Annotated in this window: 14 protein-coding genes; 8 read left to right on the top strand and 6 right to left on the bottom strand. The window is 72.7% G+C overall.

Annotation, left to right across the window (positions count from 1 at the left end):
- Nucleotides 1–297 precede the first annotated feature (297 nt).
- Nucleotides 298–1674: an FAD-dependent oxidoreductase gene (locus ACLQ22_RS21935; protein ID WP_425693949.1), complete on the top strand. Its 1377-nt coding sequence runs from the start codon at nucleotides 298–300 to the stop codon at nucleotides 1672–1674.
- A gap of 294 nt (nucleotides 1675–1968) precedes the next feature.
- Here ACLQ22_RS21935 and ACLQ22_RS21930 read toward each other — a convergent pair whose 3' ends face one another.
- The 4 genes from ACLQ22_RS21930 to ACLQ22_RS21915 all read right to left on the bottom strand — a co-directional run bounded on the left by ACLQ22_RS21930 (nucleotide 1969) and on the right by ACLQ22_RS21915 (nucleotide 8204).
- Entirely contained in the window at nucleotides 1969–3489 is a 1521-nt protein-coding gene (locus ACLQ22_RS21930) for an FG-GAP-like repeat-containing protein (RefSeq protein ID WP_425693948.1), read from the bottom strand.
- A gap of 105 nt (nucleotides 3490–3594) precedes the next feature.
- Nucleotides 3595–4590: an alpha/beta hydrolase gene (locus tag ACLQ22_RS21925; protein WP_425693947.1), complete on the bottom strand. Its 996-nt coding sequence runs from the start codon at nucleotides 4588–4590 to the stop codon at nucleotides 3595–3597.
- Between the two features lie 75 nt (nucleotides 4591–4665).
- Nucleotides 4666–6732, bottom strand: coding sequence for an N-acetylmuramoyl-L-alanine amidase (locus ACLQ22_RS21920; protein ID WP_425693946.1), 2067 nt, complete (start codon nucleotides 6730–6732; stop codon nucleotides 4666–4668).
- A 20-nt stretch (nucleotides 6733–6752) separates the two neighbouring features.
- Nucleotides 6753–8204, bottom strand: a complete 1452-nt coding sequence (locus ACLQ22_RS21915) for an FG-GAP-like repeat-containing protein (RefSeq protein ID WP_425693945.1) — start codon at nucleotides 8202–8204, stop codon at nucleotides 6753–6755.
- Between the two features lie 295 nt (nucleotides 8205–8499).
- Here ACLQ22_RS21915 and ACLQ22_RS21910 point away from each other — a divergent pair, with 295 nt between their 5' ends.
- The 7 genes from ACLQ22_RS21910 to ACLQ22_RS21880 all read left to right on the top strand — a co-directional run bounded on the left by ACLQ22_RS21910 (nucleotide 8500) and on the right by ACLQ22_RS21880 (nucleotide 20913).
- Nucleotides 8500–11775: a DUF2961 domain-containing protein gene (locus ACLQ22_RS21910; RefSeq protein WP_425693944.1), complete on the top strand. Its 3276-nt coding sequence runs from the start codon at nucleotides 8500–8502 to the stop codon at nucleotides 11773–11775.
- Entirely contained in the window at nucleotides 11775–13898 is a 2124-nt protein-coding gene (locus tag ACLQ22_RS21905; RefSeq protein WP_425693943.1) for a family 43 glycosylhydrolase, read from the top strand. Before ACLQ22_RS21910 ends, ACLQ22_RS21905 begins: the two co-directional genes overlap by 1 nt.
- A 118-nt stretch (nucleotides 13899–14016) precedes the next feature.
- Nucleotides 14017–15579, top strand: coding sequence for a sugar ABC transporter ATP-binding protein (locus tag ACLQ22_RS21900; RefSeq protein WP_425693942.1), 1563 nt, complete (start codon nucleotides 14017–14019; stop codon nucleotides 15577–15579).
- Nucleotides 15576–16658: an ABC transporter permease gene (locus ACLQ22_RS21895; RefSeq protein ID WP_425693941.1), complete on the top strand. Its 1083-nt coding sequence runs from the start codon at nucleotides 15576–15578 to the stop codon at nucleotides 16656–16658. Before ACLQ22_RS21900 ends, ACLQ22_RS21895 begins: the two co-directional genes overlap by 4 nt.
- A gap of 26 nt (nucleotides 16659–16684) precedes the next feature.
- The gene (locus tag ACLQ22_RS21890; RefSeq protein WP_425693940.1) at nucleotides 16685–17686 is read left to right on the top strand and encodes a substrate-binding domain-containing protein; all 1002 of its coding nucleotides are present in this window, start codon (nucleotides 16685–16687) and stop codon (nucleotides 17684–17686) included.
- Between the two features lie 63 nt (nucleotides 17687–17749).
- Entirely contained in the window at nucleotides 17750–19282 is a 1533-nt protein-coding gene (locus tag ACLQ22_RS21885; RefSeq protein WP_425693939.1) for an FGGY-family carbohydrate kinase, read from the top strand.
- Entirely contained in the window at nucleotides 19279–20913 is a 1635-nt protein-coding gene (locus ACLQ22_RS21880; protein ID WP_425693938.1) for a fucose isomerase, read from the top strand. The genes ACLQ22_RS21885 and ACLQ22_RS21880 overlap by 4 nt, the downstream gene beginning before the upstream one ends.
- A 27-nt stretch (nucleotides 20914–20940) precedes the next feature.
- Here ACLQ22_RS21880 and ACLQ22_RS21875 read toward each other — a convergent pair whose 3' ends face one another.
- Both ACLQ22_RS21875 and ACLQ22_RS21870 read right to left on the bottom strand, forming a co-directional pair.
- Nucleotides 20941–21993, bottom strand: coding sequence for a LacI family DNA-binding transcriptional regulator (locus ACLQ22_RS21875; protein ID WP_425693937.1), 1053 nt, complete (start codon nucleotides 21991–21993; stop codon nucleotides 20941–20943).
- 331 nt (nucleotides 21994–22324) lie between these two features.
- Nucleotides 22325–24748, bottom strand: a complete 2424-nt coding sequence (locus ACLQ22_RS21870) for a DUF4127 family protein (RefSeq protein ID WP_425693936.1) — start codon at nucleotides 24746–24748, stop codon at nucleotides 22325–22327.

Raw genomic sequence — 24748 nt, 5'->3', positions numbered from 1 at the left:
AAGACCATGCGCGAGACCGGCGCGGACATGAAGGTGAAATACAAGGAGACGGCGCGCGGCGGACTGGCCGTCAACGTCATCGAGTGCTGAACCGCTGCGGTGCGCGTAGCCGGGCCGGTGACGTCGGCACCCGCCGCGTCCCGGCTCGGGACGACACCTGCGCGTCCCCCGCTCGGGGCCGGCCCCTGTGCGACGATCGTCGGGCGTCGCGCCGACCGGTCCGTCCCGCCGGTCCGCCCACGCACCGGTCTCTGTCAGGCAGGCGGGAAGGCCCCCGCGTACCCCTTGGAGAGCATGATGTCCATGTCCCCGGCCCGGGTCCTCGCCGCCCTGAACGCGGTGCGGCCACCCGACCAGGCGTCCCCGGTCATCGGCAGGGCCGTCGTGGTCGGCGGCAGCGTCGCCGGGTTGCTGGCGGCCCGCGTGTTGTCCGACTACGCCGAGAGCGTCGTCATCGTCGACCGGGACGATCCACACGCGACCGGCGGGCGGCCGGGCGTGCCACAGGGGACGCAGCTGCACGCGCTGCTGCCCGGCGGCTTTCTCCAGCTCGAGCACCTGTTCCCCGGCTTCCGTGAGCAGGCCGTGGCCCGGGGGGCGGTCGAGGCGCCGCCGGCGGCCAGGCGGAGCTACCTCGACGGGCGACTGAAGGTCGTCGTGCCCGACGACGCCGACAGCCTGGCGGGCACCCGGCCCCTGCTGGAGGATCTGATCCGCCAGCGGGTGCTGCGGTTGCCCAACGTCAAGACCATCACCGCCCGCGCCACGGGCCTCGTGTGCGACGGCGCCGCCGTCACCGGGATCCGCTGCGAGGCCGGCGGGACGGCGGGCGTCGAGTCGGGTGACCTGGTGGTGGACGCCATGGGGCGCTCGAGCAGGGTCTCCGAGTGGTTGGAGCAGGCCGGCGGGGAGCGGCCCGCCCTGCGGCGGATGACCGTGAACCTCAACTACGCGACCGCCCTGTTCCGCCGCCGGGAGGCGGACCCGGCGGCCACGGTGGTCATGGCACTGCACACTCCGGGGATGTCCTCGGACGTGGCCGGCGCCGCGTTCTTCGCCGTCGAGGACGGCCGCTGGATGGCCATGATGGCCGGCTACGGTGACAACCGTCCGGGGCGCACCGCGGACGACTTCGTCCGCCGGCTGCGCGAGCAGTTCCCGCCGGAGTTCGGCGAGGTCGCCGGGAACGAGCTGCTCGGCGACGTCCGGACCTACCGCCACGCCGACAGCCGGCGGCGGGACTTCCACGCGCTGAAGCGGCTCCCGGCCGGGCTTGTCAGCGTCGGCGACGCGGTCGCGTCGTTCAACCCGGTGTACGGGCAGGGGATGACGGCGGCGGCCCTGCACGCGGCCTGCCTGGCGACGTACCTGCGGGCGGGCCCGGATCTGGGCGCGCCCGCGCGCCGGTTCTTCGCCCTGCAGAAGGTCGTGGTCGACGTCGCCTGGTCGATGTCGACCTCCGCCGACCTGGCGCTGCCGCACGTCGACGGGCCCTACCCGCGCGGCTACCGGCTCTCCAGCTGGGTCAGCAGGCGGATCGTCACGGCGACCGTCACCGACGTGCCGACCGCACGGCGCTTCAACGAGGTCGTGTCGATGCGTGCCCACCCGAGCTCGCTGGCCACACCCGGCGTGATCCTGGGCGCGCTGCGCGCCAACCGCCGCGCCCGCTGACGGGCCGCCCGGGGCCCGGCGGCGCGGGCGGAATCCGGGGCGGCGCCGCACGGTGAACCTCGGGGCGTCCGGCCTCTTGCCGCCGCCATCGCCACGTGCAAGACGCCCCGCCGCGAGGCCGCGTCGGCTCCTGGCGTGAAGTCGCGGCGGCCAGGAGGCCGGTGCCTCCCTCCGCCAGGCCTCGGTCGGGCGCTGTCAGTTACGGCTGCGGGCCCCGCTCCCTCCGGCAAGGGAGCGGGGCCCGCAGCTCACGCGGCGAGTCGGGTCACGGCGGTGCCGACAGGGATGCCCGACTCAGAGGGTGGTTTCGCCGTTGAGGCCGAAGAAGTCGTGCCATTTGGTGCTGGGGTTGAAGGTGGTGCCGGTGGAGAGTCCGACGTAGACGTCGTTGGTGGTGTTCTTGGTGAAGACGATGATGTCGTCTTTGTTGTCGCCGTTGACGTCGGCGAGGTAGGGGAATTCGCCGGTGAGGCAGAAGAAGTCGTGCCATTTGATGGTGGTGCCGGCGAAGGATGTGCCGGTGGAGGTGGCGGCGTAGACGTCGGCGTTGGTGTTGCAGGTGAAGGTGACGATGTCGTCGCGGCCGTCGCCGTTGATGTCGCCGACGCGGGGTTGTTCGGTGCCGACGGCGAAGAGGTCGTGCCATTTTTGGGGTGGGCCGAAGGTGGTGCCGGTGGAGAGGGCGATGATGACGTCGGAGGCGGTGTTGGGGCCTTGGGTGAAGGTGATGATGTCGTCTTTGCCGTCGCCGTTGACGTCGCCGAGGGCGGGGTGTTCGCCGGGGATGGAGAAGTAGTCGTGCCACTTCACGGCGGTTCCGGTGAATGACGAGCCGGTGGAGAGGGCGACGTAGACGTCGGCGCTGGTGTCGTGGGTGAAGGTGATGATGTCGTCGCGGCCGTCGCCGTTGACGTCGCCGACTGCGGCGACTTCGTTGTGGGGGGCGAACCAGTCGTGCCATTTGGTGCTGGTGGTGAAGCCGGTGCCGGTGGAGAGTGAGACGTGGACGTCGGCGAGGGTGCCGTGGGTGAAGGCGACGATGTCGTCGCGGTTGTCGCCGTTGAAGTCTCCGGTGAGCAGTGTTTCGCCGTTGAGGCCGAAGAAGTCGTTCCATTTGACGGAGGTGCCGGCGAAGTTGGTGCCGGTGGAGGTGGAGACGTAGACGTCGTTGAGGGTGCCCTGGGTGAAGGCGACGATGTCGTCGCGGCCGTCGCCGGTGAAGTCCGTCGGTGAACCCGCCAGATACCGGCCACCCGTCGGCGACGTACCGCAGTTGTCGCTGACCAGGTACTTCTGGTGGTACTGGCCGGGATACGGCGCCAGCGACGTCCCGTTGATCACGATCGTCTGTCCCACGCCGTTGTAGAGCTGTTCGTAGTGGATGTGCGGCCCCGACGAGTTGCCGGTGCTGCCCGTGGTGCCGATCTGCTGGCCCTGCTGCACGTACGCCCCGTCGGGCACGGAGTAGGTGCTGAGGTGGAAGTAGTAGGTGGTCCAACCGCCGCCGTGGTCGATGACGATGTAGTTGCCGGCGCCGCTGGGCTGCGAGTAGCGCCGGGCGACGCCCGCCGCGGAGGCGACCTGCGGCGTGCCCGCGGTGGCACCTCCGTCGGCCCGCACGAAGTCCAGGGCCTGCCGGACCTCGGCGCTGTGGTGGTCGTAGGTCCACCGCTGCCCGCACGGGAACGGGGCCTTGAAGTTCGGTGCGGCGAGCGCGGGGGACGATGTCGCCACCGCGCCGGTCAGGACGCCCACCGCCAGGGTGAGCAGGGCGGCCAGGACGCGACGCGCCCCGGTCGTCGGATGCCGTGACATCAGGTGACTCCCGTCAGGGAAGGCTCGGATGGGCTGGGCGGGAAACGACGACGCGCCGCGGCCGCGACGGGTGTCCGCGGCGGCGGCGCGTCGTACGACGAGGGGTCAGCCGGCGCGGCGCAGGCGTCCGAGCATCCCGTTGAGATCCTGGACGAAGATCTCGTGCCGGAAGTAGTGGCCGCCGGGGAGCTCACGCCACTCGTGCGGGATGCCGGCCCGGCCCAGGGCCGCCCGGAATTCGCGCTGACCGGCCAGCACCTGCGTCTCGTTGACGTAGTCGAACCAGTTGATCGGGTCGGGCGAGGTGCCGGCGACCAGGAAGATGCGCTTGTTGCGGTAGCTCTCGATGCGCTGGACCGGGTTGTCGGCGGTGACCCGCGCCTCGTCCCACAGCGGCGCGCCGTAGACGGTGCCGCCGCCGAGGTCCATCGCGGCCGAGGTGGTGTTGGCCCAGTGCACCACGAGGCCGAAGTCGCGCCGCAGGCTGGCCGGTCCGGAGTGGGAACTGACCGAGCAGAAGTGGCCGTAGTACTTCGCGGTGTACTTCAGGGCGCCGAACCCGCCCATCGAGAAGCCGGCGACGGCGCGGCCGTTGTACTCGGGGAAGGTGCGGAAGTTCGACTCGATCCAGGGCAGCAGCTGCGCGATGTGGAAGGTCTCCCAGTTGCGGGGACCGGTGTTGCTGTGGACCGGGTTCGAGTACCAGCCGGTGGAGGCGTCCGGCATGACGACGATGATCTCCCTGCCGGCGGTCAGGTTGATGATGTTGTCCTGCATGTGGAAGGTCCGGAAGTCGGCCGCCCCGCCGTGCAGCAGGTAGAGCACCGGGTAGCGCTTGCCGCTGGTGTGGTAGCCGTCGGGCAGCAGGACGTTGACCGCCGGGTCCCACTCGATGGCGTCGGTGGCGAACCGGTAGTACTGCAGGCGGCCACCGTTCTCGTTGCGGTCGACGATGCGCAGGCCGTGGCCGTCGCCGGCCGCGGACGCGGGCAGCGGTGCGGCGAGGGCGCCGGCGAACGTGCCGGCGGCGGCGACTCCCGCGGCGCCGGTCAGGAGCCGTCGGCGGCTGACGGGCCGGCGGGCGGCAGGGGTGTGGTCCATGGATCCTCCATCGGGTGAAGCCGCGCCGGGCGGACGAGAACTGTGGCGCGGAGCTTGCTGTCCACGCGGGACGGTTCAGAGGGTGGTTTCGCCGTTGAGGCCGAAGAAGTCGTGCCATTTGGTGCTGGGGTTGAAGGTGGTGCCGGTGGAGAGTCCGACGTAGACGTCGTTGGTGGTGTTCTTGGTGAAGACGATGATGTCGTCTTTGTTGTCGCCGTTGACGTCGGCGAGGTAGGGGAATTCGCCGGTGAGGCAGAAGAAGTCGTGCCATTTGATGGTGGTGCCGGCGAAGGATGTGCCGGTGGAGGTGGCGGCGTAGACGTCGGCGTTGGTGTTGCAGGTGAAGGTGACGATGTCGTCGCGGCCGTCGCCGTTGATGTCGCCGACGCGGGGTTGTTCGGTGCCGACGGCGAAGAGGTCGTGCCATTTTTGGGGTGGGCCGAAGGTGGTGCCGGTGGAGAGGGCGATGATGACGTCGGAGGCGGTGTTGGGGCCTTGGGTGAAGGTGATGATGTCGTCTTTGCCGTCGCCGTTGACGTCGCCGAGGGCGGGGTGTTCGCCGGGGATGGAGAAGTAGTCGTGCCACTTCACGGCGGTTCCGGTGAATGACGAGCCGGTGGAGAGGGCGACGTAGACGTCGGCGCTGGTGTCGTGGGTGAAGGTGATGATGTCGTCGCGGCCGTCGCCGTTGACGTCGCCGACTGCGGCGACTTCGTTGTGGGGGGCGAACCAGTCGTGCCATTTGGTGCTGGTGGTGAAGCCGGTGCCGGTGGAGAGTGAGACGTGGACGTCGGCGAGGGTGCCGTGGGTGAAGGCGACGATGTCGTCGCGGTTGTCGCCGTTGAAGTCTCCGGTGAGCAGTGTTTCGCCGTTGAGGCCGAAGAAGTCGTTCCATTTGACGGAGGTGCCGGCGAAGTTGGTGCCGGTGGAGGTGGAGACGTAGACGTCGTTGAGGGTGCCCTGGGTGAAGGCGACGATGTCGTCGCGGCCGTCGCCGGTGAAGTCCGTCGGTGAACCCGCCAGATACCGGCCGCCGGACCCGCCGCCGGCGTTGACCAGCGAGATGTAGTGGTTCCAGTCCCAGTGCGGACCCGGGTCGGTGTGGTCGTTGCCCGGCATCTCGTGGTGGCCCCTGATGGCGGTGCGGTTCTTCGGCAGGCCGTACTTGTCGCAGAGGTAGCGGGTCAGCGCGGCTGACGAGCGGTACATGGACTCGGTGAACCAGCTCGGGTTGTCGACGTAGCCCTCGTGCTCGATGCCCACCGAGTACGGGTTGGCCGACCGCGCGTGGTAGGCGGTGTCGCCCTCGCGCACCATCTGGGTGATCTCGCCGTTGCTCGACTTCACCACGTAGTGCGCGCTCACTCCCGCCGACGGGTTCTGGAACCAGCTCACCGTGCCGGCGTACGAGCCCTGGGTCACGTGCACCACGACCGTGGTGATCCGCGAGGAGCGACCCGCCGCGTAGTTGCCGCCGTACGCCGGGATCCATCGGGCCGGCGCGTACTCCGGCACCGCCGCGGCGAGGGCGGCCGGTGTGGCCGTCCCGGCGGGGGCGACGCGGGCGTAGCGGCCGAGTTCCGGCTGCACCCGCTGGGGCGCGACCCGCACGGACGGCGCGGCGATGCCGTCGCGCAGGAGGTCGTAGACGTGGTCGGCGTACAGGCGGGCCGTCGCGTCGTCGGCGGCGTGCGCGTACCGCGCGACCACCGGATACCAGGCGGAGAGCCGGTCCCGGTCGGCGGCGGTGAGCCGCTCGGCGTCGGCGATGTCCCGCAGGAGGGCCGCGCCGCCCCTGATGTTGGCCGAGGTCTGCGACTTCAGGGCGGTCACCGGCTGCCCGGTCAGCTCGGCCGCCCGCTCCAGGCTGCGCTGCCGGGGATTGCTGACCAGGTGCATGACGCCGTAGCCGTTGGCCTGGCTGGGCCGCCCCTCGTGCCCGTCGAGCCGGGTCTCGCCGTAGCCGACGGCGACCAGCAGGTCCCTGGGCACGTCGAACTCGCCGGCCGCCCGGGTGAAGGCCGTGTCCAGCGGCCCGGTGGGCCCGGCCGGCGCGGCGGTGGCCGGCGCGACGGGGCTCAGTAGCGCCGCCGCGAGGACGGCGGCGGCGCCCCCGCGCCAGGAGAGTCTGTTGGGTCTCATGGTGGTCTCCCGTCCGCGGGTCACAGGGTGGTCTCGCCGTTCAGGCCGAAGAAGTCGTGCCACTTGGCGCTGGCACCGAAGCTGGTGCCGGTGGAGAGTCCGACGTAGACGTCGTTGGTGGTGCCCTTGGTGAAGACGACGATGTCGTCCTTGCCGTCGCCGTTGACGTCGGCGAGGTAGGGGAACTCGCCGGCGAGGCAGAAGAAGTCGTTCCACTTCACGGTGGTGCCGGCGAACGACGTGCCGGTGGAGGTGGCGGCGTAGACGTCGGCGTTGGCGTTGCAGGTGAAGGTGACGATGTCGTCGCGGCCGTCGCCGTCGACGTCGCCGACGCGGGGCAGTTCGGCGCCCACGGCGAACAGGTCGTGCCACTTCCGTGAGGCGCCGAAGGCGCTGCCGGTGGAGAGGGCGACGATGACGTCGGAGGCGGTGTTGGGGCCCTGGGTGAAGGTGATGATGTCGTCGCGGCCGTCGCCGTCGACGTCGCCCAGAGCCGGGTACTCGCCGGCGATGGAGAAGTACTCGTGCCACTTCACGGCGGTTCCGGCGAACGAGGACCCGGTGGACAGCGCCACGTACACGTCGCCGGCCGCGTTGTGGGTGAAGGCGACGATGTCGGCACGGCCGTCGCCGTTGACGTCGCCGACCGCGCCGATCTCCGCGCCGGGAGCGAACCAGTCGTGCCATTTCTGGCCGCCGCCGAAGCTGGTGCCGTTCGACAGCGCCACGTACACGTCGCCGGTGTTGCCGTGCGCGAAGGTGACGACGTCGTCCCTGCCGTCGCCGTCGACGTCGCCGGTCGAGGCCGTCTCGCCGCCGATGGAGAAGAAGTCGTTCCACTTCACCGAGGTCCCGGCGAAGCCTGCGCCCGTGGACGTGCTGACGTAGACGTCGGCGAGGGCGTTCTGGGTGAAGCTGACGATATCGTCGCGCCCGTCGCCGCTGACGTCGGTGGCGGAGCCGCCGGCGATGGCGTGGGTCCGTACCGCCTCGTTGAGCAGGGTCCGCGCCTTGGTCGCCACCTGGTCGTAGCGGTCGGGGAAGCCGGAGCGCTGCACGCACTGGGCGACCTGACCGGCGGTGTAGCGGGGGTTGTTCCGGTCGCAGACGATCGCGCGGGTGATGTACTGCGTGCTGGCGTAGACCGGGTCCATGATCTGCTCCGGCGTGCCCCAGCCGTAGTCCCACCGTTGCTGGAAGACCCCGAGCGAGGACTTGTCGCCGCACGGCAGGTTGTTCATGTGCGACTCGACCCAGCCGGCCTCGAACGCGGACAGCATGACCTTGTCGTTGACGTTGTGGGCACGGGCGACCCGGTAGACGATCACGCTGATCGCGGGGTCGTGGTTGGCGGGGATGGAGGAACAGGCCAGCGTGCCGATCGGAGCGTCGGCCTGCGCCGGCGCGGTCGCCACGACCGACGCGAGCGCGGTGCAGAGGCCGACCAGCAGGGCGAGGGGGGTACGTCTCACGATGCTCCTCTGAGGGGTGTCAGCGGTGCGGCGAGCGGTTCCGCCACGGAGGTGCGCTGCCGCCAGGAGGGCCGCCGGGGCTGACGGATGCGCCGCCGCGTCGACACCTCCTCGTCGGTGGGAAATCGATTGCCGAGGAGTATCGCCAGGACCCCGACGGCTGTCAATGCGTCCTGGAATCTTCCTTCGGCAACTGAGCGGTGGCGGTAAAGTATTGACATCTCGCGATGTCCCCCGGTTAACTCCCGAGCAATCGATTTCTCGCGGCTCCGACGGCACACCTGGAGGGACATCCATGAAGCCCCACCTCCGCCGCTGGCTGGCTCTGGCCGCGGCGCTGGCGACCATGATCCCCCCAACGGCGGCGCACGCCGCCGAGCCCGCCCCGACCCCGCGCGGTGCCGGGGCGCTCGCCGTCGCCGACGACAAGGGACCGGTCGGCTGGGACGTCTACCGCCGCCTCGACCGGCTGCCCGAGCTGGCCGCCGGCAGCCGCACCCGGCAGTTCTCCAGCTTCGCCCGGGACGGCTCCAACGACGACGGCTTCGTCGGCACCTACTCGTGCCTGCGCCAGTCCGGCGGCTGCGTCATCGCTGAGGACCGCGGAGCCGGCGAGGTGCAGTCGATCTGGTTCACCCGCGACGACGGCAACGTCAGCGCCACCGGCTGGATCCGCGTCGAACTCGACGGCGTCACGGTGGTCGACACCAGCCTCCAGCACCTCGTCGACGGTGGCCTCGGCCACCCGTTCGTGTTCCCGCTGGTCACCAACGCCGACCAGACCTCCGGCGGGGTCACCGTCAAGGTCCCCATGCCCTACCGCGAGTCCATGCGGATCACCACCCAGTCCAACCCGCTCTTCCACCACGTCACCTACCGCACGTTCGCCGACGCGGTCGGCGTGTCCACGTTCGACCCCACCGACCCCGCCACCGACGTGGTGGAGAGGCTGCGCGCCGCCGGCCAGCGCGACCCGAAGCCGAGCCAGCCCGGCGCGAGCACCAGGACCGCCCGGGTCGACGTCCCGGCGGGCGGGCAGGCGACACTCGCCACGCTCACCGGTCCCGCCGCGGTCACGGCGCTGCGGCTGCGGCTGCCCGACGCCGCGGCCACCGCCTCGACGCTGACGGGCCTGCGGCTGCGGATCACCTTCGACGGGCGGAGCACGGTTGACAGCCCGGTGGGCGAGTTCTTCGGCGCCGGCCTGGGCGAGCGTTCCGTCCGCTCCCTGATGTTCGCCATGGACTCCGCGCCGGGCGGCTGGTACAGCGCCTGGTGGCCGATGCCGTTCCGCTCCACCGCGACGGTGTCGGTCACCAACACCACCGGCGCCCACGTCAACGGCGTCCAGGCGGAGGTGACCACCGCGCCGGGCACCGCCTGGACCGGCGCCCTCGCCCCCGACGGCGCCGCCGGTTACTTCACCACCCAGTCCCGCCGCGCCGAGACCACGGGCGGCAGCGACTGGATCGTCGCCGAGCAGGCCGGCCGGGGACGCTTCGTCGGCGTGTCCCAGACCGCCCGCGGCCACATCGTCGGCGGGAACACCCGCAACTACCTGGAGGGCGACGAGCGCGTCCACGTCGACGGCTCGCCCACGCCGCAGATCTACGGCACCGGCACCGAGGACTTCTACGAGTCCGGCTGGTACTTCAACCGCGGCGAGTACAGCGGCGCCTTCACCGGCAACACCGCCCACCTGTTCCGCTCCGGCGGCTGCGCCGACGAGTGCGACGCCATGTACCGGCTGATGATCGGCGACGCGGTGCCCTACGCCTCGGCGCTGCGTTTCGGCATCGAGCACGGCCCCGCCAACGACATGCCGGCGAACTACGCCTCGACCGCCTTCCTCTACACCCAGCCGACCGTCGCCCTGCGCCGCACCGACACGCTGGTCACCGGCGACGCGGCCAGCCGCGCCGGGCACGCGTACACCGACTCCGGGACCCAGTACCCGCTGACCAGCCCGTACGAGGGCGACGACGACAACGTCGCCGTCACCGGCCAGGTCCGCGCCACCGGCGGCGCCGCCAGCTTCCGGCTCGCCGTCGACCCCGCCAACCAGGGCGTACGGCTGCGCCGGCACGGCGACCAGGCCGGCGCGTACCAGCAGGTCGCCGTGTCGGTCGACGGCAGGCCGGCCGGGGTGTGGCGCCAACCGCTGGGCAACGACCGGCAGCGCTGGTCGGCCGACGAGTTCGTCCTCCCGGCCGCGCTGACCGCCGGACGGTCGTCGGTCACCGTCACCCTCACCCCGGCGGCCGGCGCCCCGGCCTGGACGGCGGCCCGGTACGAGGCCGACAGCATGGTCCCCCCGTTCCTCGACGCCACCGCGCCGGGCGCGGTCGCCGGGCTCGGCCTGGCCGGCGGTCGGGTGCACGCCCTCGGCCTGTCCTGGTCGGCGTCGCCGGACGACGTGGGAGTCGCCAGCTACCGGGTCTACGCCTCGCGCAACCCCGGCGTCGCGATCACCCCCGCCAACCTGGTGGGCACGACCCGGACGACCACCTTCCGGCACGGCCCGCTGCCGGCCGGACAGACCCGCCACTACCGGGTCGTCGCGGTCGACGGCGCCGGCAACAGCTCCGCGCCCTCGGCCGAGGTGTCGGCCACCACCCGCACCCGCAACACCAGCGACGCCAACGGTGACCGCCGCGACGACGCCGTCGCGTTCACCCGGGGCAGCACCGCCGACGTGACCACGTCCCTGTCGGACGGCACCAGGTTCGTGCCGGACGCCCGGACCTGGAACGACTACTTCGCCGTCGGCCAGGAGATCCCGTTCACCGGCGACGTCGACGGCGACGGGCGGGCCGACATCATCACCTTCACCCGCGGCGACAGCGCCGACGTCTACGTGGGGCTCTCCACCGGCACGACCTACGCCGCCGGGGTCAAGTGGCACGACTTCTTCGCCACCGGTACGGAGGTCCCCGCGGTCGGCGACGTCAACGGCGACGGGCGCACGGACATCATCACCTTCACCCGGGGCGGCGCCGGCGACGTGTACGTGGCGCTGTCGACCGGCAGCGGCTTCGGTCCCGGCGTCAAGTGGCACGACCACTTCGCGCTCGGCGACGAGCTGCCGGCGGTGGGCGACGTCGACGGCGACGGGCGCGACGACGTCGTGACGTTCACCCGGGGCGCCACCGGCGACGTGTTCGTCTCCCTCTCCGACGGCACCCGGTTCGTCGAGGACGGCTGGAAGTGGCACGACTCGCTCGCGCTCGGCGACCAGCTGCCGGCGCTGGGCGACGTCGACGGCGACGGGCGCGACGACGTCGTGACGTTCATCCGGGGCACCACCGGCGACGTGTTCGTGGCGCTCTCCGACGGCACGCGGTTCGTCACGCAGGCCGGCAGGTGGCACGACTGGTTCGCGGTGGGCGACGAGCTGCCCGGCATCGGTGACTTCAACGGAGACGGAAGGGCGGACGTGGTGACGTACACCCGGGGAACCAGAGCGGACACCTACGTGGCGCTGTCGACCGGCGGCGGCTTCGGCGCCGGCGTCCGGTGGCACGACCAGTTCGCGCCCGGCACCGACCTGCCCCGGCCGAGCGTGTCGTGATGCGCGCGCCCCGGATGCTCGCGGTGCTCCTGCTCGGCGCGGCCCTGGTGACCGTCCCGGCCGGACCGGCCGCCGCGGAGGACGTCGTACGGGCCGAGGCGGAGTCGCTGGCGGTGACCTCGTCCACCGCCCCGGTCGAGGCGCAGGCCAACTGCTGCGGGGTCGCCTGGTCGGCCGGCCGCCAGCTGTGGCTGCGCGCCGCCCGGGCGGGGGACTCGGTCACCGTGACGCTGCCGCCCGTGCCGGCCGGGCAGTACGACATCGGGGGCGTGCTCACCCGCGCCGCCGACTACGGCACCCTGCGCTTCGCCGTCGACGGCGTGGCCGTCGGTCAACTCTTCGACGGCTACGCCCCGACCGTGCGGCGCGTCGAGGCCGTACCGCTGGGGTCGGCCTCGCTCACCGTCGGCACCCACCGGCTGACGATGACCGTGACCGGCCGCTCGGCGTCCTCGACCGGGTTCTTCGCGGGCCTGGACACGCTCACCCTGCGCCGCGTCGGCCCGCTGGCGGCGGTCACCACCACGGCGTACGAGACGGTGGCCGAGACGCCGGCGCGGGGGCCGCTGACCCGGGTCTACGACCCGGGCGTGGGGGAGCCGACGGCGTGGTACTACAACGACCACACGATCGTGCGCGACCAGCGGACCGGGCTGTGGCACGCCTTCGCCATCGCGCACGCGGAGCCCGGCGCGCCGCAGGACGAGAAGAGCTTCGGCCACGCCACGGCGCCCACGCCCACCGGCCCGTGGACGAAGCAGCGACCGGCGCTGACGGCCGACCCGGCGAGGGGTGAACAGTGGATCTGGGCGCCCCACGTCGTCTACGACCAGGGCGTCTACCACATGTTCTACGCCGCCGGCAGCCCCGACTACGCGAACTACCGCATGCACCTGGCCACCTCGACCGACCTGTTCACCTGGACCCGCAGCCCGGCCAACCCGCTGTTCACCGACGGCTGGGAGGGGCGCGACCCGATGGTGACCCGGGTCGGTGACCGCTGGGTCATGTACTACACGGCGACCTCCGACCCGCAGGGCGGCAACCACGTGGTCGCCTACCGCACCAGCGCCGACCTGCGGACCTGGAGCGGCCGGGGCGTCGCGTACGCGTCGCCACATACCGGTCGGGCCGCCGGGCAGACGGAGTCGCCGTTCGTGGTGCGCCGGGGGGACTGGTGGTACCTCTTCGTCTGCTGCGACGGCACCGACTACGGCGCGGCGTACCGGCGCACCGCCGTCTACCGCAGCCGCGACCCCCTGCGCTTCGACGGGGCGGAGAAGGTGACCGTGCTCGACGCGCACGCCGCGGAGGTCGTGGTGGACGGGGGGAACTGGTACCTGAGCCACGCCGGCTGGGGTCAGGGCGGGCTGTGGCTCGCCCCGCTGACCTGGTCCACTCAGGTCGTCGCCCGCGGCTACCAGGTGAGCACCGGATTCCTGCGCGCCGACGTGCGCACCTGGCCGCACACCCGCATCGCGTCGCTGGCGGTCGACCCGGCCGGCGGCGGGGCGTACCGGCCGGCGTTGGACTCGTCGCACCGGGGGACCGGTCCCTACCTGGCGGTCGGCCGCTTCGACGTGACGGACCGGGCGGGCCCGCCGGCCCGGGTGGACGTCTCCGCCGACGGTTCCCGGATCAACCTGGTCGGCATGCGGATGGGCGACGAGCCGGTCACCGCCGACTGGCTGCTGACGGTGGCGCCGCGCTGGACCGGGCCGGCGTTGCAGAGCGACGTCACCTGGTCGGTGACGGGCCCGACGACCGCGCCGGTGTGGGAGGTGGCGTTCAACGTCGACGGCGCCCTGCCGGCGGTCGGTGATCCCGCCGTGGCGGCCCGGTCGAGCGGGGACGTGCCGGGGATGCCGACGTGGTCCATGACCTCCGGCGCGGGCCTGTCCCTCGTGGCCGCCCACCGCTGGGCCTCGGCGTGGCGCGGCGACAACACCTGGTACGACGCCGGCCACGCGATGGCGGCCTGGCAGCCGCTGTGGCGCAACGGGGGCACCGCGTGGCCGGCGGGGTCGTACCCGGGTGGGACGTGGCGGTTCGCCGCCAGCGGGACGGCGCGGGACACCGCGTTCGCCGAGACCGTCCACGCGGCCGTCAACGCCGTGCCGTGAGGGGCCGTACCGGTGCGGGTCGGGCGGCGACCCGGCCCGCACCGGGGGCCTTGACAGCAATTAGACGCTCCTCTATGTTTCGCCAGAAATCGATTTCCGATCTCCCTCGGAGGCCCGCATGAGCGACCAGGTGATCGTCGCCATGTCCGGCATCGCCAAGCGCTTCGGCGGCGTGCACGCCCTGCGCGGCGTCGACCTCACCCTGCGCGCCGGCGAGGTCCACGCCCTGCTGGGGGAGAACGGGGCCGGCAAGTCGACCCTGATCAACATCCTCTCCGGCGTCGTCACCGACTACGACGGGGAGATCTCGATCGGCGGTGCGCCCGCGCGCTTCGCCGGCCCGGCCGCGGCCCAGGCCGCCGGCATCGCCACGATCCACCAGGAACTCGACCTGGTGCCCGCGCTCTCCGTGGCCGAGAACCTCGTGCTCGGCCGGGAACCGCGCACCCGGCTGCGGACGCTCGACCGGCGGGCGATGACCCGCGCCGCCCGGGACTGGCTGGGCCCGCTCGGCGCGCAGATCGACCCGCGCCGGCCCGTCGGTTCGCTGCGCGTCGGCGAGCAGCAACTCGTCGAGATCGCCAAGGCGCTCTCCCTCGACGCCCAGGTGCTCATCATGGACGAGCCGACCGCCGCGCTCGCCGACGCCGAGGTGCGGCGGCTGATGTCCACCATCCGCGCGCTGCGCGGGCGCGGCGTGGCCGTCGTCTACATCTCCCACCGGCTCGAGGAGATCGAACACATCGCCGACCGGGCCACCGTCCTGCGCAACGGCGAGGTGGCCGGCACGCTGCGCCCGGACCGCGCCGACCGGCAAAAGATCATCACCCTGATGGTCGGCCGCCCGGCGGAGACGCTGTTCGGCGCGGGATCCGGCGGCGCCGCCGCGGCGAGCCCCGCCGGGCCCGCCGTGCTGGAGGTCGACGACCTCGCCGTACGCCCCCGAGGCACCCGGCCCGGGCGCTGCGAACCCGCCGGTGTCAGCCTGACCGTCCGCGCCGGGGAGATCGTCGGCCTGGCCGGCCTGATGGGGGCGGGCCGCACCGAATTGCTGGAGACCCTGTACGGCGCCGGCCCGCCCGGTCGCCGCAGGGGCCTGGTCCGGCTCGCCGGCCGCCCGTACGCCCCGCGGGGCCCCCGGTCCGCGCTGCGCGCCGGCGTCGGCTTCGTCCCGGAGGACCGCCGCCGCTCCGCCCTGGTGCTGGAGCACCCCGTCGGCCGCAGCATCGTGCTGGCCGCCCTGCGCCGGCTCAGCACCGCCGGGGTCGTCCGCAACGGACGCGAGCGGGACGCGGTGCGCCAGCAGGTCGCCGCCCTGGCGATCAAGACGTCGTCGGCCGCCGCGCCGGTCGGCTCGCTCTCCGGCGGCAACCAGCAGAAGGTCGTCTTCGCCCGGCACCTGCTCACCCGCCCCCGCCTGCTGCTGCTCGACGAGCCGACCCGCGGGGTCGACGTCGGCGCCAAGGCGGAGATCTACCGGCTGCTGCGCCGGCTCGCCGACGACGGGATGGGCATCCTGCTCGCCTCGTCGGAGCTGCCCGAGCTGACCGGCGTCTGCGACCGGATCGTGGTCCTGCGGCGCGGGCGGGCCGTCGCGGAACTCCCGGCAGACGGGTGCACCGGCGAGGACATCCTGACCGCGGCCATGGGCGGCACGGCCGCCGGAGGGGACGACCGATGACCCACCTGCGCGCACCGGACCAGGGGCCCGGCACGCCGCTCGCGCCGGCCGGCGGCGGCCCGGCGGCCGGCGCCGGCCGGTGGCGGCGGCCCGGCGGCCGGGGCGATCTCGTCGAGCGGCTCTTCGCCGTGCAGAGCCTCTTCGCGCTGCTGCTGGTGTTCGTGCTGGCCATCGCCGTGTCGCCCCGCCGCAACGGCGAGATCCTGTTCCTGTCCACGGAGAACCTCGGCAACATCGTCCGCGCGGTGTCCGAGATCGGGATTATCGCGATCGGCATGACGTTCGTCGTCCTGCTCGGCGGCATCGACCTCTCCGTGGGCGCCATCCTCGGCCTGTCCGCCGTCGGCACCGCGACGCTGATGGTCGACTCCGGGCTCGGCATCCTGCCCGCGGTCGCCGTCGTACTGCTGATCGGCGCCCTCTTCGGTGCGTTGCAGGGCTACGCGATGGCCCGGCTCGGCATCCAGTCGTTCATCGTCACCCTCGCGGGACTCCAGGTCGCGCGCGGCCTCGCCAGGATCTGGTCGGGCGGGCTCGGCATCCCGATCGCCTACGGCGACGGCCCGCAGGAGGCACCCCCGGCGTTCGAGATCCTCAACGGCACCGTCAACGGGGTGCTGCCCGTCCCGGCGGTGCTGTTCATCGGCATCGGCGTGGCCGCGATCGTCGTGCTGCGCAAGACGGCGTTCGCCCGCCACGTCTACGCCATCGGCGGCAACGAGAAGGCCGCCCGGCTCTCGGGCGTGCCCGTGCTGCGGGTGAAGGTCGCGGTCTTCGCGATCGCGGGCCTGCTCGCCGCGGTGGCCGGCATCATCCACGCCGGGCAGCTCAACCAGGGCAGCCCCAACGACGGCGCCGGCTACGAGCTGGACGCCATCGCCGCGGTGGTCATCGGCGGCACCAGCCTGGCCGGGGGCACCGGCTCGATGGGCGGCACGCTCGCCGGGGCGCTGCTGCTCGGCATCCTCAACAACATCCTCGCGCTCAACAACATCGACGCCAACGTGCAGCTACTGATCAAGGGACTGGTGATCGTGGCCGCCGCCGGGCTGCAGAAGCTACGCCGCAGCATCGTCTGAACCGCCACCGAACAAGGAGCGTCATCATGCGCACCCGTACCGTCCTGCTCGCGCTGCTGTGCACCGGCGCGCTCGTCAGCTCCACCGCGTGCAGCGTGGAGAAGCCGTCCGACGGCGGCGACGCCGCGGCCGCGAACTGCGGCGCCGGCAAGGACTTCCTGATCGGCATGTCGCAGGCCAACAACGCCGAGCCCTACCGGCAGGTCATGAACAACGACGTGCAGACGGCGGCGAAGTCCGTGCCCGGGTTCAGCGTGGTGGTCTCCGACGCGGCGCAGGACAACAGCAAGCAGGTCGCCGACGTGGAGAACTTCCTCACCCAGAAGATCGACCTGCTGATCATCTCGCCGAACGAGGCGAAGCCGCTGACCGCGGTGGTGCGCAAGGCGTACGACCGGGGCGTCCCGGTGATCGTGCTCGACCGCAAGGTGGAGGGCGAGGCGTACACGGCCTTCATCGGCGGGGACAACGTCGCCATCGGCAGGGCCGCCGGCGAGTTCTACGCCAAAACGCTGCTGCCCGCCGGCGGCAAGGTCATCGAGATCGCCGGGCTGCCCGGCTCCACGCCGGCGGCCGAACGCGCCCAGGGCTTCCGGGAGGGCATCGCGGGCAACCCGAAGATCGAGGTCGTCGCCTCCCAGCCCGGGGACTGGCTGCGGGAGAAGGGCCAGTCGGTGGCCGACGCGCTGCTCAAGGCGCACCCGGACGCCGCCGCCGTGTACGCCCACAACGACCCGATGGCCGAGGGCGCGTACCTGGCCGCGAAGGCGGCCGGGTTGCACACGAAGGTGAAGTTCACCGGCATCGACGCGCTGCCGGTGCCGTCGGGCGGCATCAAGGCCGTCGAGCAGGGCCGGCTCGCGGCGACCTTCCAGTACGCCACGGGCGGCCGGGAGGCCGTCGACCTCGCCCGCCGGATCCTGGTCGACTGCGACAAGGACGTCCCGCGTGCCACCACCCTCGACACGATGCGGATCACCAGGGAGAACGCCGCCGAGACGTACGCGAAGCTCGGTGGCGTCGCCTGACCGCCGAGCCGGCACGGCCCGACGGGCCACGACCCGGACCTGGAAGATCGGGGGAGACCTGGCATGACGGTGGCCGCGGTGCTCGGGGTCGACATCGGCACGTCCAGCAGCAAGGGCGTCCTGGTCGACCTGTCCGGGCGCGTGCTGCGCTCCGCGGTGCGGGAGCACCGGGTGGACCGGCCGCGACCCGGCTGGGTGGAGATGGACGGCCGCATCTGGTGGGACGAGTTCGTCGCCCTCACCCGTGAGCTGCTCGCCCCCGGCGACGCCCACGTGGTGTCGGTCGGGGCCAGCGGGATGGGCCCCTGCGTGCTGCTCACCGACGCCGCCGGCACGCCCCTGCGGCCGGCCATCCTCTACGGCGTCGACACCCGCTCCACGCCGCAGATCGCCCGGCTCACCGAGCGCTTCGGTGCGGACGAGATCCTGCGCCGGTGCGGCTCGACACTGTCGACCCAGGCGGCGGGGGCGAAGGTCGCCTGGGTCGCCGACGCCGAGCCGGAGCTGTTCTCCCGGGCCCGGCGGCTGTTCATGCCGAGCTCCTGGCTGGTCTTCCGGCTGACCGGCCGGTACCTGCTCGACCAGCACTCGGCCAGCCAGTGCACGCCGCTGTACGACAGCGCGGCGCAGGGCTGGTACCGCCCCTGGGCCGAGGATATCGCCCCGGGGCTGGAGCTGCCCGAGCTGCGGTGGCCCGGCGACGTGGCCGGCACGGTCACCGCCGGGGCCGCCGCGGCCACCGGGCTGCCGGCCGGCACCCCGGTCGTGACCGGGACGATCGACGCCTGGTCGGAGGCGCTCAGCGTGGGCGCCCAGGGCGTCGGCGACCTGATGCTCATGTACGGCACCACGATGTTCCTCGTGCACACGGTGCCGCACCGGCTGACCAGCCCGTCGCTGTGGGGCACGGTCGGCGCGCTGCCGGGCACCCGCAACCTGGCCGGCGGCATGGCGACCTCCGGGGCGATCACCGGATGGCTGCGGGAGCTGTTCGACGCCGCCGACTACCCCGAGCTGCTGCGCCTGGCCGAGCGGTCCGGGCCGGGCGCGCGGGGACTGCTCATGCTGCCGTTCTTCGCCGGCGAGCGGACCCCCATCCTCGATCCCGACGCCCGGGGCGTGATCGCCGGCCTGACGCTCTCGCACGGGCGCGGCGACATCTACCGCGCGGCGCTGGAGGCGACCGGGCTGGCGGTGCGCCACAACATCGAGACGATCGAGGCGGCCGGCGGCGACATCCGACGCGTGGTGGCGGTGGGCGGCGGCACCCGGGGCGGCCTCTGGACGCAGATCGTCTCGGACGTCACCGGCCGGGCGCAGCACATCCCGTCGGTCACCATCGGCGCGAGCTACGGCGCCGCGTTCCTCGCCGCCGGCGCGGTGCGGCGGGTCGACATCCACCGGTGGAACCCGATCCGGGAGGTCCGCGAGCCGCGCCCGGCCCTCGCCGCCGACTACGCGGAGCTGTACGGGCTGTACCGGCAGCTGTACGACGGCTCGAAAGCCGTCGCGCACGCGTTGGCCGCCCGGCAGACGCGCCTCGCGACCCCGCCCCAGCCAGGTACCGACGAGCCAGTGGAGGAAGTCAACCCGTGAGCAACTACACCATGCCGGTGCTTGTCGATCCGCCGGCCGCCGCCCCCCGGACGGTCTACACGGTCGCCAGCGGCGACCTTCGCCCGGCCGCGAACGTCACCGGTTGGCCGACCCAGCAGCGCCTGGAGGCGGACCTCGCCGACGCGGTCACCGCCCTGGGCTGGCAGACCCGGCGGGCCCATCCGGTGGACGCCGACGCGGGCCACGGCTTCATCGACAGCCAGCGCGCCGGCATCGAGATCTTCCAGCAGATCCCCCTCGACGCCCCGCTCGTCGTCGTGGAGGCGGTGTGGCAGTACAGCCACCACGTGCTGGCCGGGCTGCGCGCCCACCGTGGCCCGATCCTGCTCGTGGCGAACTGGAGCGGCGAGTTTCCCGGCCTGGTCGGCCTGCTGAACCTCGCCGGCAGCCTCACCAAGGCGGGCGTGCGGTACTCGGCGCTGTGGAGCGAGGACTTCACCGACGAGTGGGCGCGCGACGGGCTGAAGGCCTGGCTGGAGACCGGCGAGGTGGTCCACGACGAGAGCCACGTGCGGGACCTGCCGCCGCTGCCGTCCGACGCCGAGGTCGAACTCGGCGTGGCGCTGGCCCGCCAGCTGCGGCGCCGACCGGCCGTCATCGGCGTCTTCGACGAGGGCTGTATGGGCATGTACAACGCGATCATCGACGACGAACTGCTCAACCCGCTCGGCATCTACAAGGAGCGGCTGTCGCAGAGCGCGCTGGTCGCGGAGATGTCGCGGGTGCCCGACGAGGAGGCGCACGCGGTGCGGGCCTGGCTCGACGCCGCCGGGATGACCTTCCACACCGGCACGGACGAGGCCACCGAACTGACCGACGCCCAACTGCTCAGCCAGTTCAAGATGTACGTCGCCGCGCTGCGCATCGCCGACGACTTCGGCCTGGACGCCGTCGGCATCCAGTACCAGCAGGGGCTCAAGGACACCGTCCCGGCGAGCGACCTGGCCGAGGGGCTGCTCAACGACGTGACGCGGCCGCCGGTGACCAGCCGCGACGGCTCGCGCGAGCTGTACGCGGGGCGGGCCCTGCCGCACTTCAACGAGGTCGACGAGGGCGTCGCGGTGGACTCGCTGGTCACCAACCGGATCTGGACCGCGATGGGGATGGACCCGGCCACCACCCTGCACGACATCCGCTGGGGCGAGTCGTACGGGACGGACTTCGTCTGGGTGTTCGAGATCTCCGGCTCGGTCCCCGCGTCCCACAACGGCGGCTACGACCGGTCGTACAGCATGCGGCAGCCGCCGATGTACTTCCCGCTGGGCGGGGGCACCCTGAGCGGTGTCTCCCGGCCGGGCGAGATCGTCTGGTCGCGGATCTTCATCATGGACGGGGTGCTGCACGCCGACCTGGGCCGGGGCACCGTGGTCGAGCTGCCGGCCGCCGAGACGCGGCGTCGGCTCCAGGCCACCACCCCGCAGTGGCCGATCATGCACGCCGTGCTGCACGGCGTGGGCCGCGACCAGCTGATGGCCCGGCACAAGGCCAACCACGTCAACGTGGTCTACGCCGACGACGCCGACGACGCCGACCGCGCCCTGCGGGTCAAGGCCGCGATGCTCGACGCGATGGGGGTGCGGGTGCACCTGTGCGGCGACGTGGCGCTGTGATCCCGGGCGGGCCTCCCCGACGCCGGCTCACCGGGCCCGGGCGGGCCCACCCGCGCCGTCCGCCGGCTGCCCGTTCGACCGGGGCAGGGGCCGGACCGAACTCTCGCGGACCCGCAGGGTCGTGCGCAGGGTGACGGTCGAGGACGCCTTCGCGGGGTTGGCGATCCGCTCGGTGAGCAGCGACGCCGCAGCCCGCCCCAGGTCGTACGTGGGCTGCGCGACGGTGCTCAGCGAGGGCCGCACCAGGTGGGCCCAGGGGATGTCGTCGAACCCGACCACGCCGCACCGGGTGGGCACGACGACACCCCTGTCGACCAGGCACTCCACCGCGCCCACCGTCATCAGGTTGTTGGTGACGAAGACCGCGTCCGGCGGCTCGGCGGCGTTCAGCAGGGACGCCATGGCCCGGTAGCCGCCGTCCTCCCGGAAGTCGGCGTACCGGACCAGGTCCTCCGGCACGCTCCGGCCGGCAGCGCGCAGGGCCTGCTGGTATCCGCGTAGCCGCTGCACGGCGGTGGAGATCCGACGCGGTCCCGTGACGCAGGCGATCCGGCGGTAGCCGCTGTCGATCAGGTGGGCGGTGGCCGTCTCGGCGCCGTGGACGTTGTCCACCAGCACGGTGTCCACGGCCACCCCGTGGGGCTGCCGGTCGATGGCCACGACCGGCATCCCGGCCTCGGTGAGCCGGTTGATCAGGGCCGGTCGCCCCGACGGCGAGATGATCACGCCGGCCATCCGTTCGGCCAGGGCCGCCGTCACGTAGCGGGTCTCCTTCTCGGGATCCTCGTCGCCGTTGCAGAGGACCACGGAGAAGCCCGCCTCCTGCGCCACGTCCTCGATGCCGCGCACCAGCGAGGTGAAGAACGGGTTGCCGATGTCGGAGATGATCACCGCCCAGAGGCTGGTGCGTTGCCGGCGCAGGCTGCGGGCCACCGCGTTGGGCCGGTAGTCCAGGTCGAGCATCACCTGGCGGACCCGCGCGGCCAGGTCCGGATCCACCGACGAGTGCCCGTTGAGCACCCGGGACACCGTCGACGCCGAGACCTCGGCCACCCGCGCCACGTCATAGATGGTCGTCATGCGGTCGTCCCCTGTCGGTGTCTCGCGCCCTTGTCCCGCACCGGACCCCCGGCTGCGACCGCGCGGGCACCACCGTCCGTTGCGGCCCGCCGCCCGAGAGTGGTCGGCCCTGAGATCCTATATGGCAGGGAATCGATTTCTCTTGGGCGTCCTGCCCGCGTCGGAGGGGGCGGCCGTCGTCCACCTGTCGCGCACGGCGCTCCGCCCGGCCGACCCGGCGGCACGCGCACCGACCGCCCGTCCGGCCACCGGGCGGCGGGGAGCCACCCGGTGACCGGACTGGGCGAAGCGGTGCCGCCGGCGTCGGCCCGCGGGACCGGCGGTGCCGGCGTCAGCCGCAGGAGGCGTCGCGGCAGGTCACCTCGACCTCGTAGAGCCGGGCCTGCCTGTCCCGGCTGGCGAGGACGTCGAGGCGGACCGCGGTCGCGCGGACCGGCGCGAAGGTGTGCGTGGTGACCTGGGTCGTGTTTCCGGTGACCTCGCCGAGCACCTGCCAGGCGCCGCCGACCAGCCCGGAGATCCGGTACGAGGTCAGCTCGTACCCGCCGTACTGGTGCAGCCGCACGGTGTCGACCAGCTCCGCACCGGCGAACTCGACCTGTAGCCAGTGGCTGTCGGCCGGCTCGGTGATCCAGCGGCTACCGGAGCTGACCCGGTTGCCGTCGATCACGTGCGAGGGCACGTACTGCCGCCACCAGCCCGACGCGGTCGCCTCGGCGCCCTCGGCGGCCAGCGCCACGTTGCGCCACACCGCACCGACGGTCGTGGTGGCGCTCGCGGCGAACTGGCGGGGCTGGTCCGGCCGCGTCCCGTGCGGGGCGTCGACCGTGACGGTGGCGCTCTGCTCCGCCGCGAGCCCGCGGACCCCCACGGTCAACGGGACCTCCACCACCGCGAACGGCGCGAGCCGTACCTCGGTCGGCGCCGGGGCGACCCACCCCTCGGGGACGACGGCGCCGAGCCGGGCCGTCACCGGTGTGCCGACGTCGTTGCGCAGCACCGCGGTGATCCGGGTGTCCACGTCCGAGTCCGGCCGGACCGTGGTGCGCACCGGCAGGGCCGAGACGGTGAGCAGCGCACCGCGATCGGCCGGGGCCGTGCTCAGTGCGAGCGTGGGGAAGGCCTCCAGCTCCTGGTAGCGCGACCAGGCCAGCGTCATCTGCCAGGACTCCAGCCGGTGCACGACCGCGGTCACCTCGTGCCGGCCGTCGTTGCCGGCGCGGACCGGGGTGCCGGCGAACTCGTCGGCGAAGAGCTGGTCGGCCAGCCCTCTGGTCCGCTGCACCGCGAGCTGGTTGGCGCCCTCGAACACCTTCGTCATGTACTGCGGATCGTCGCCGTTGTCCCGGGCGTACGCCTGGACCTGGCTGAGCACCTGGTTGCGGTAGACGTCGGTGTGGGCCAGTTCCTGCAGCGTCAACTCGACGTGCGCGGTGGCGGCACGCAGCAGGATGGCCTGGCGCGCCTCCTGGAAGGGGATCCCCTTCGCCTGGCCCGGGAAGCCCGGCAGGCGTCCGGTCCGGCTCGCCTGCAACAGCGCCGCGCGGACCACCGACTGGGAGATCGACAGACCGATGTTCCAGCCGGACCACCCGGCCAGTTCCCCGAAGCGGACCCGGGGGGCGAGCAGCGTACGTAGCTCGCCGTCCACCTTTCCGGCCAGCGCGTCGTCACCGACCGCGACGAGCCGGCCCCGGGCCACCGCGTCGTGGATCCGGTCGGCGAAGGGTTCCAGGTCTCCGCCGCCGGCGGTGTTCGCCATCAGCAGGATGTCGGCGTCGGGACCGTCCGAGCGTCGGGCGCCGAGGGTACGCACGTACTCGTCGACCAGGGTGGCGTAGGGGACGTCCTGGTAGGGCGCCACCCACTTCTCGCCCGGGGTGCGGGACCACTCGACGTCGACCGTCGGGGCGGCGCCGAGCCGCTCGGTGACGTGCTTGGCTACCAGCAGCGCGCCGAGGATGTCCGCGCCCGGATAGATCCTGACCCGGTCCTCGACCCCGAGCTTCGCCGCGAGCGCCGCCAGGGCCGCCTTCTCCAGGCGGTGCGGGCCGTGCTCGGTGGCGTCGTCCTGGCCCAGGATCAGGTAGTCGATGGTGCCGTCGGCGACCCGCTGGACCATGTCCCGGTTGATCTGGTGGTCCCGGGCCCGGGCGCAGAGGAAGTCCGCCTTGATCTCCTCGGGGATCTCGCTGGCGACCTGCTCGTACTCGGCCCGGCGCTCCTCCTGGCCGAGGTTCTCCACCTGGTCCATCAAGACGGCCCAGCGCCGGATCGGGCCGGAGTGGACGCCCGGGTAGCTGCTGGTCGGCTCGATGGTGAGGCGCATGATCACGTCGAACGCGTACAGGGGCTTGTCGGGGTTGCTCCGCTTCACCTCGTCGAGCACGGAGAGCCGCCGCCGGGCGTCGGCCAGGCTGGTCTGGCAGGTCCGGGAGGCGACCAGGCCGCCGTAGGCGAGCATCGGGGCCGCGACGACCGAGCCGTCCGCGTCGGCGGCGGCCTTGCGCCACCAGGCGCCGACCGCGTCGGCCTGACCGTAGGTGAAGTACTCGCCGAGCAGGTCCTTCGGGGGTGTCAGCGCCTCGTGCCCGCCGGCCTCGGCGACCGCCACCGGCGTGTGCGCGGTGAACGGCCGGTCGTCCAGCGGTACGACGGCGAGCCGGCCCAGGTTCGCCGGCGCCGCGGCGGCCGCGGCCGGGGAGCCCGGTGGGGCGACCGCGAGGGTGAGGGTCACCGCGGTCGTGGTGATCAT

The organism is Micromonospora sp. DT178 (assembly GCF_049841695.1).
Lineage (GTDB): Bacteria > Actinomycetota > Actinomycetes > Mycobacteriales > Micromonosporaceae > Micromonospora.
The sequence above is the reverse complement of the archived record's forward strand: the minus strand, read 5'-3'. Positions and strand labels throughout refer to the sequence as shown.

Excerpts from the sequence above, each read along its gene's own strand:
- ACLQ22_RS21890 (WP_425693940.1), top strand. The coding sequence starts at position 16,685 with ATGCGCACCCGTACCGTCCTGCTCGCGCTGCTGTGCACCGGCGCGCTC.
- ACLQ22_RS21930 (WP_425693948.1), bottom strand. The coding sequence starts at position 3,489 with ATGTCACGGCATCCGACGACCGGGGCGCGTCGCGTCCTGGCCGCCCTG.
- ACLQ22_RS21920 (WP_425693946.1), bottom strand. The coding sequence starts at position 6,732 with ATGAGACCCAACAGACTCTCCTGGCGCGGGGGCGCCGCCGCCGTCCTC.
- ACLQ22_RS21870 (WP_425693936.1), bottom strand. The coding sequence starts at position 24,748 with ATGATCACCACGACCGCGGTGACCCTCACCCTCGCGGTCGCCCCACCG.
- ACLQ22_RS21895 (WP_425693941.1), top strand. The coding sequence starts at position 15,576 with ATGACCCACCTGCGCGCACCGGACCAGGGGCCCGGCACGCCGCTCGCG.
- ACLQ22_RS21900 (WP_425693942.1), top strand. The coding sequence starts at position 14,017 with ATGAGCGACCAGGTGATCGTCGCCATGTCCGGCATCGCCAAGCGCTTC.
- ACLQ22_RS21925 (WP_425693947.1), bottom strand. The coding sequence starts at position 4,590 with ATGGACCACACCCCTGCCGCCCGCCGGCCCGTCAGCCGCCGACGGCTC.
- ACLQ22_RS21910 (WP_425693944.1), top strand. The coding sequence starts at position 8,500 with ATGAAGCCCCACCTCCGCCGCTGGCTGGCTCTGGCCGCGGCGCTGGCG.
- ACLQ22_RS21875 (WP_425693937.1), bottom strand. The coding sequence starts at position 21,993 with ATGACGACCATCTATGACGTGGCGCGGGTGGCCGAGGTCTCGGCGTCG.
- ACLQ22_RS21905 (WP_425693943.1), top strand. The coding sequence starts at position 11,775 with ATGCGCGCGCCCCGGATGCTCGCGGTGCTCCTGCTCGGCGCGGCCCTG.
- ACLQ22_RS21935 (WP_425693949.1), top strand. The coding sequence starts at position 298 with ATGTCCATGTCCCCGGCCCGGGTCCTCGCCGCCCTGAACGCGGTGCGG.
- ACLQ22_RS21885 (WP_425693939.1), top strand. The coding sequence starts at position 17,750 with ATGACGGTGGCCGCGGTGCTCGGGGTCGACATCGGCACGTCCAGCAGC.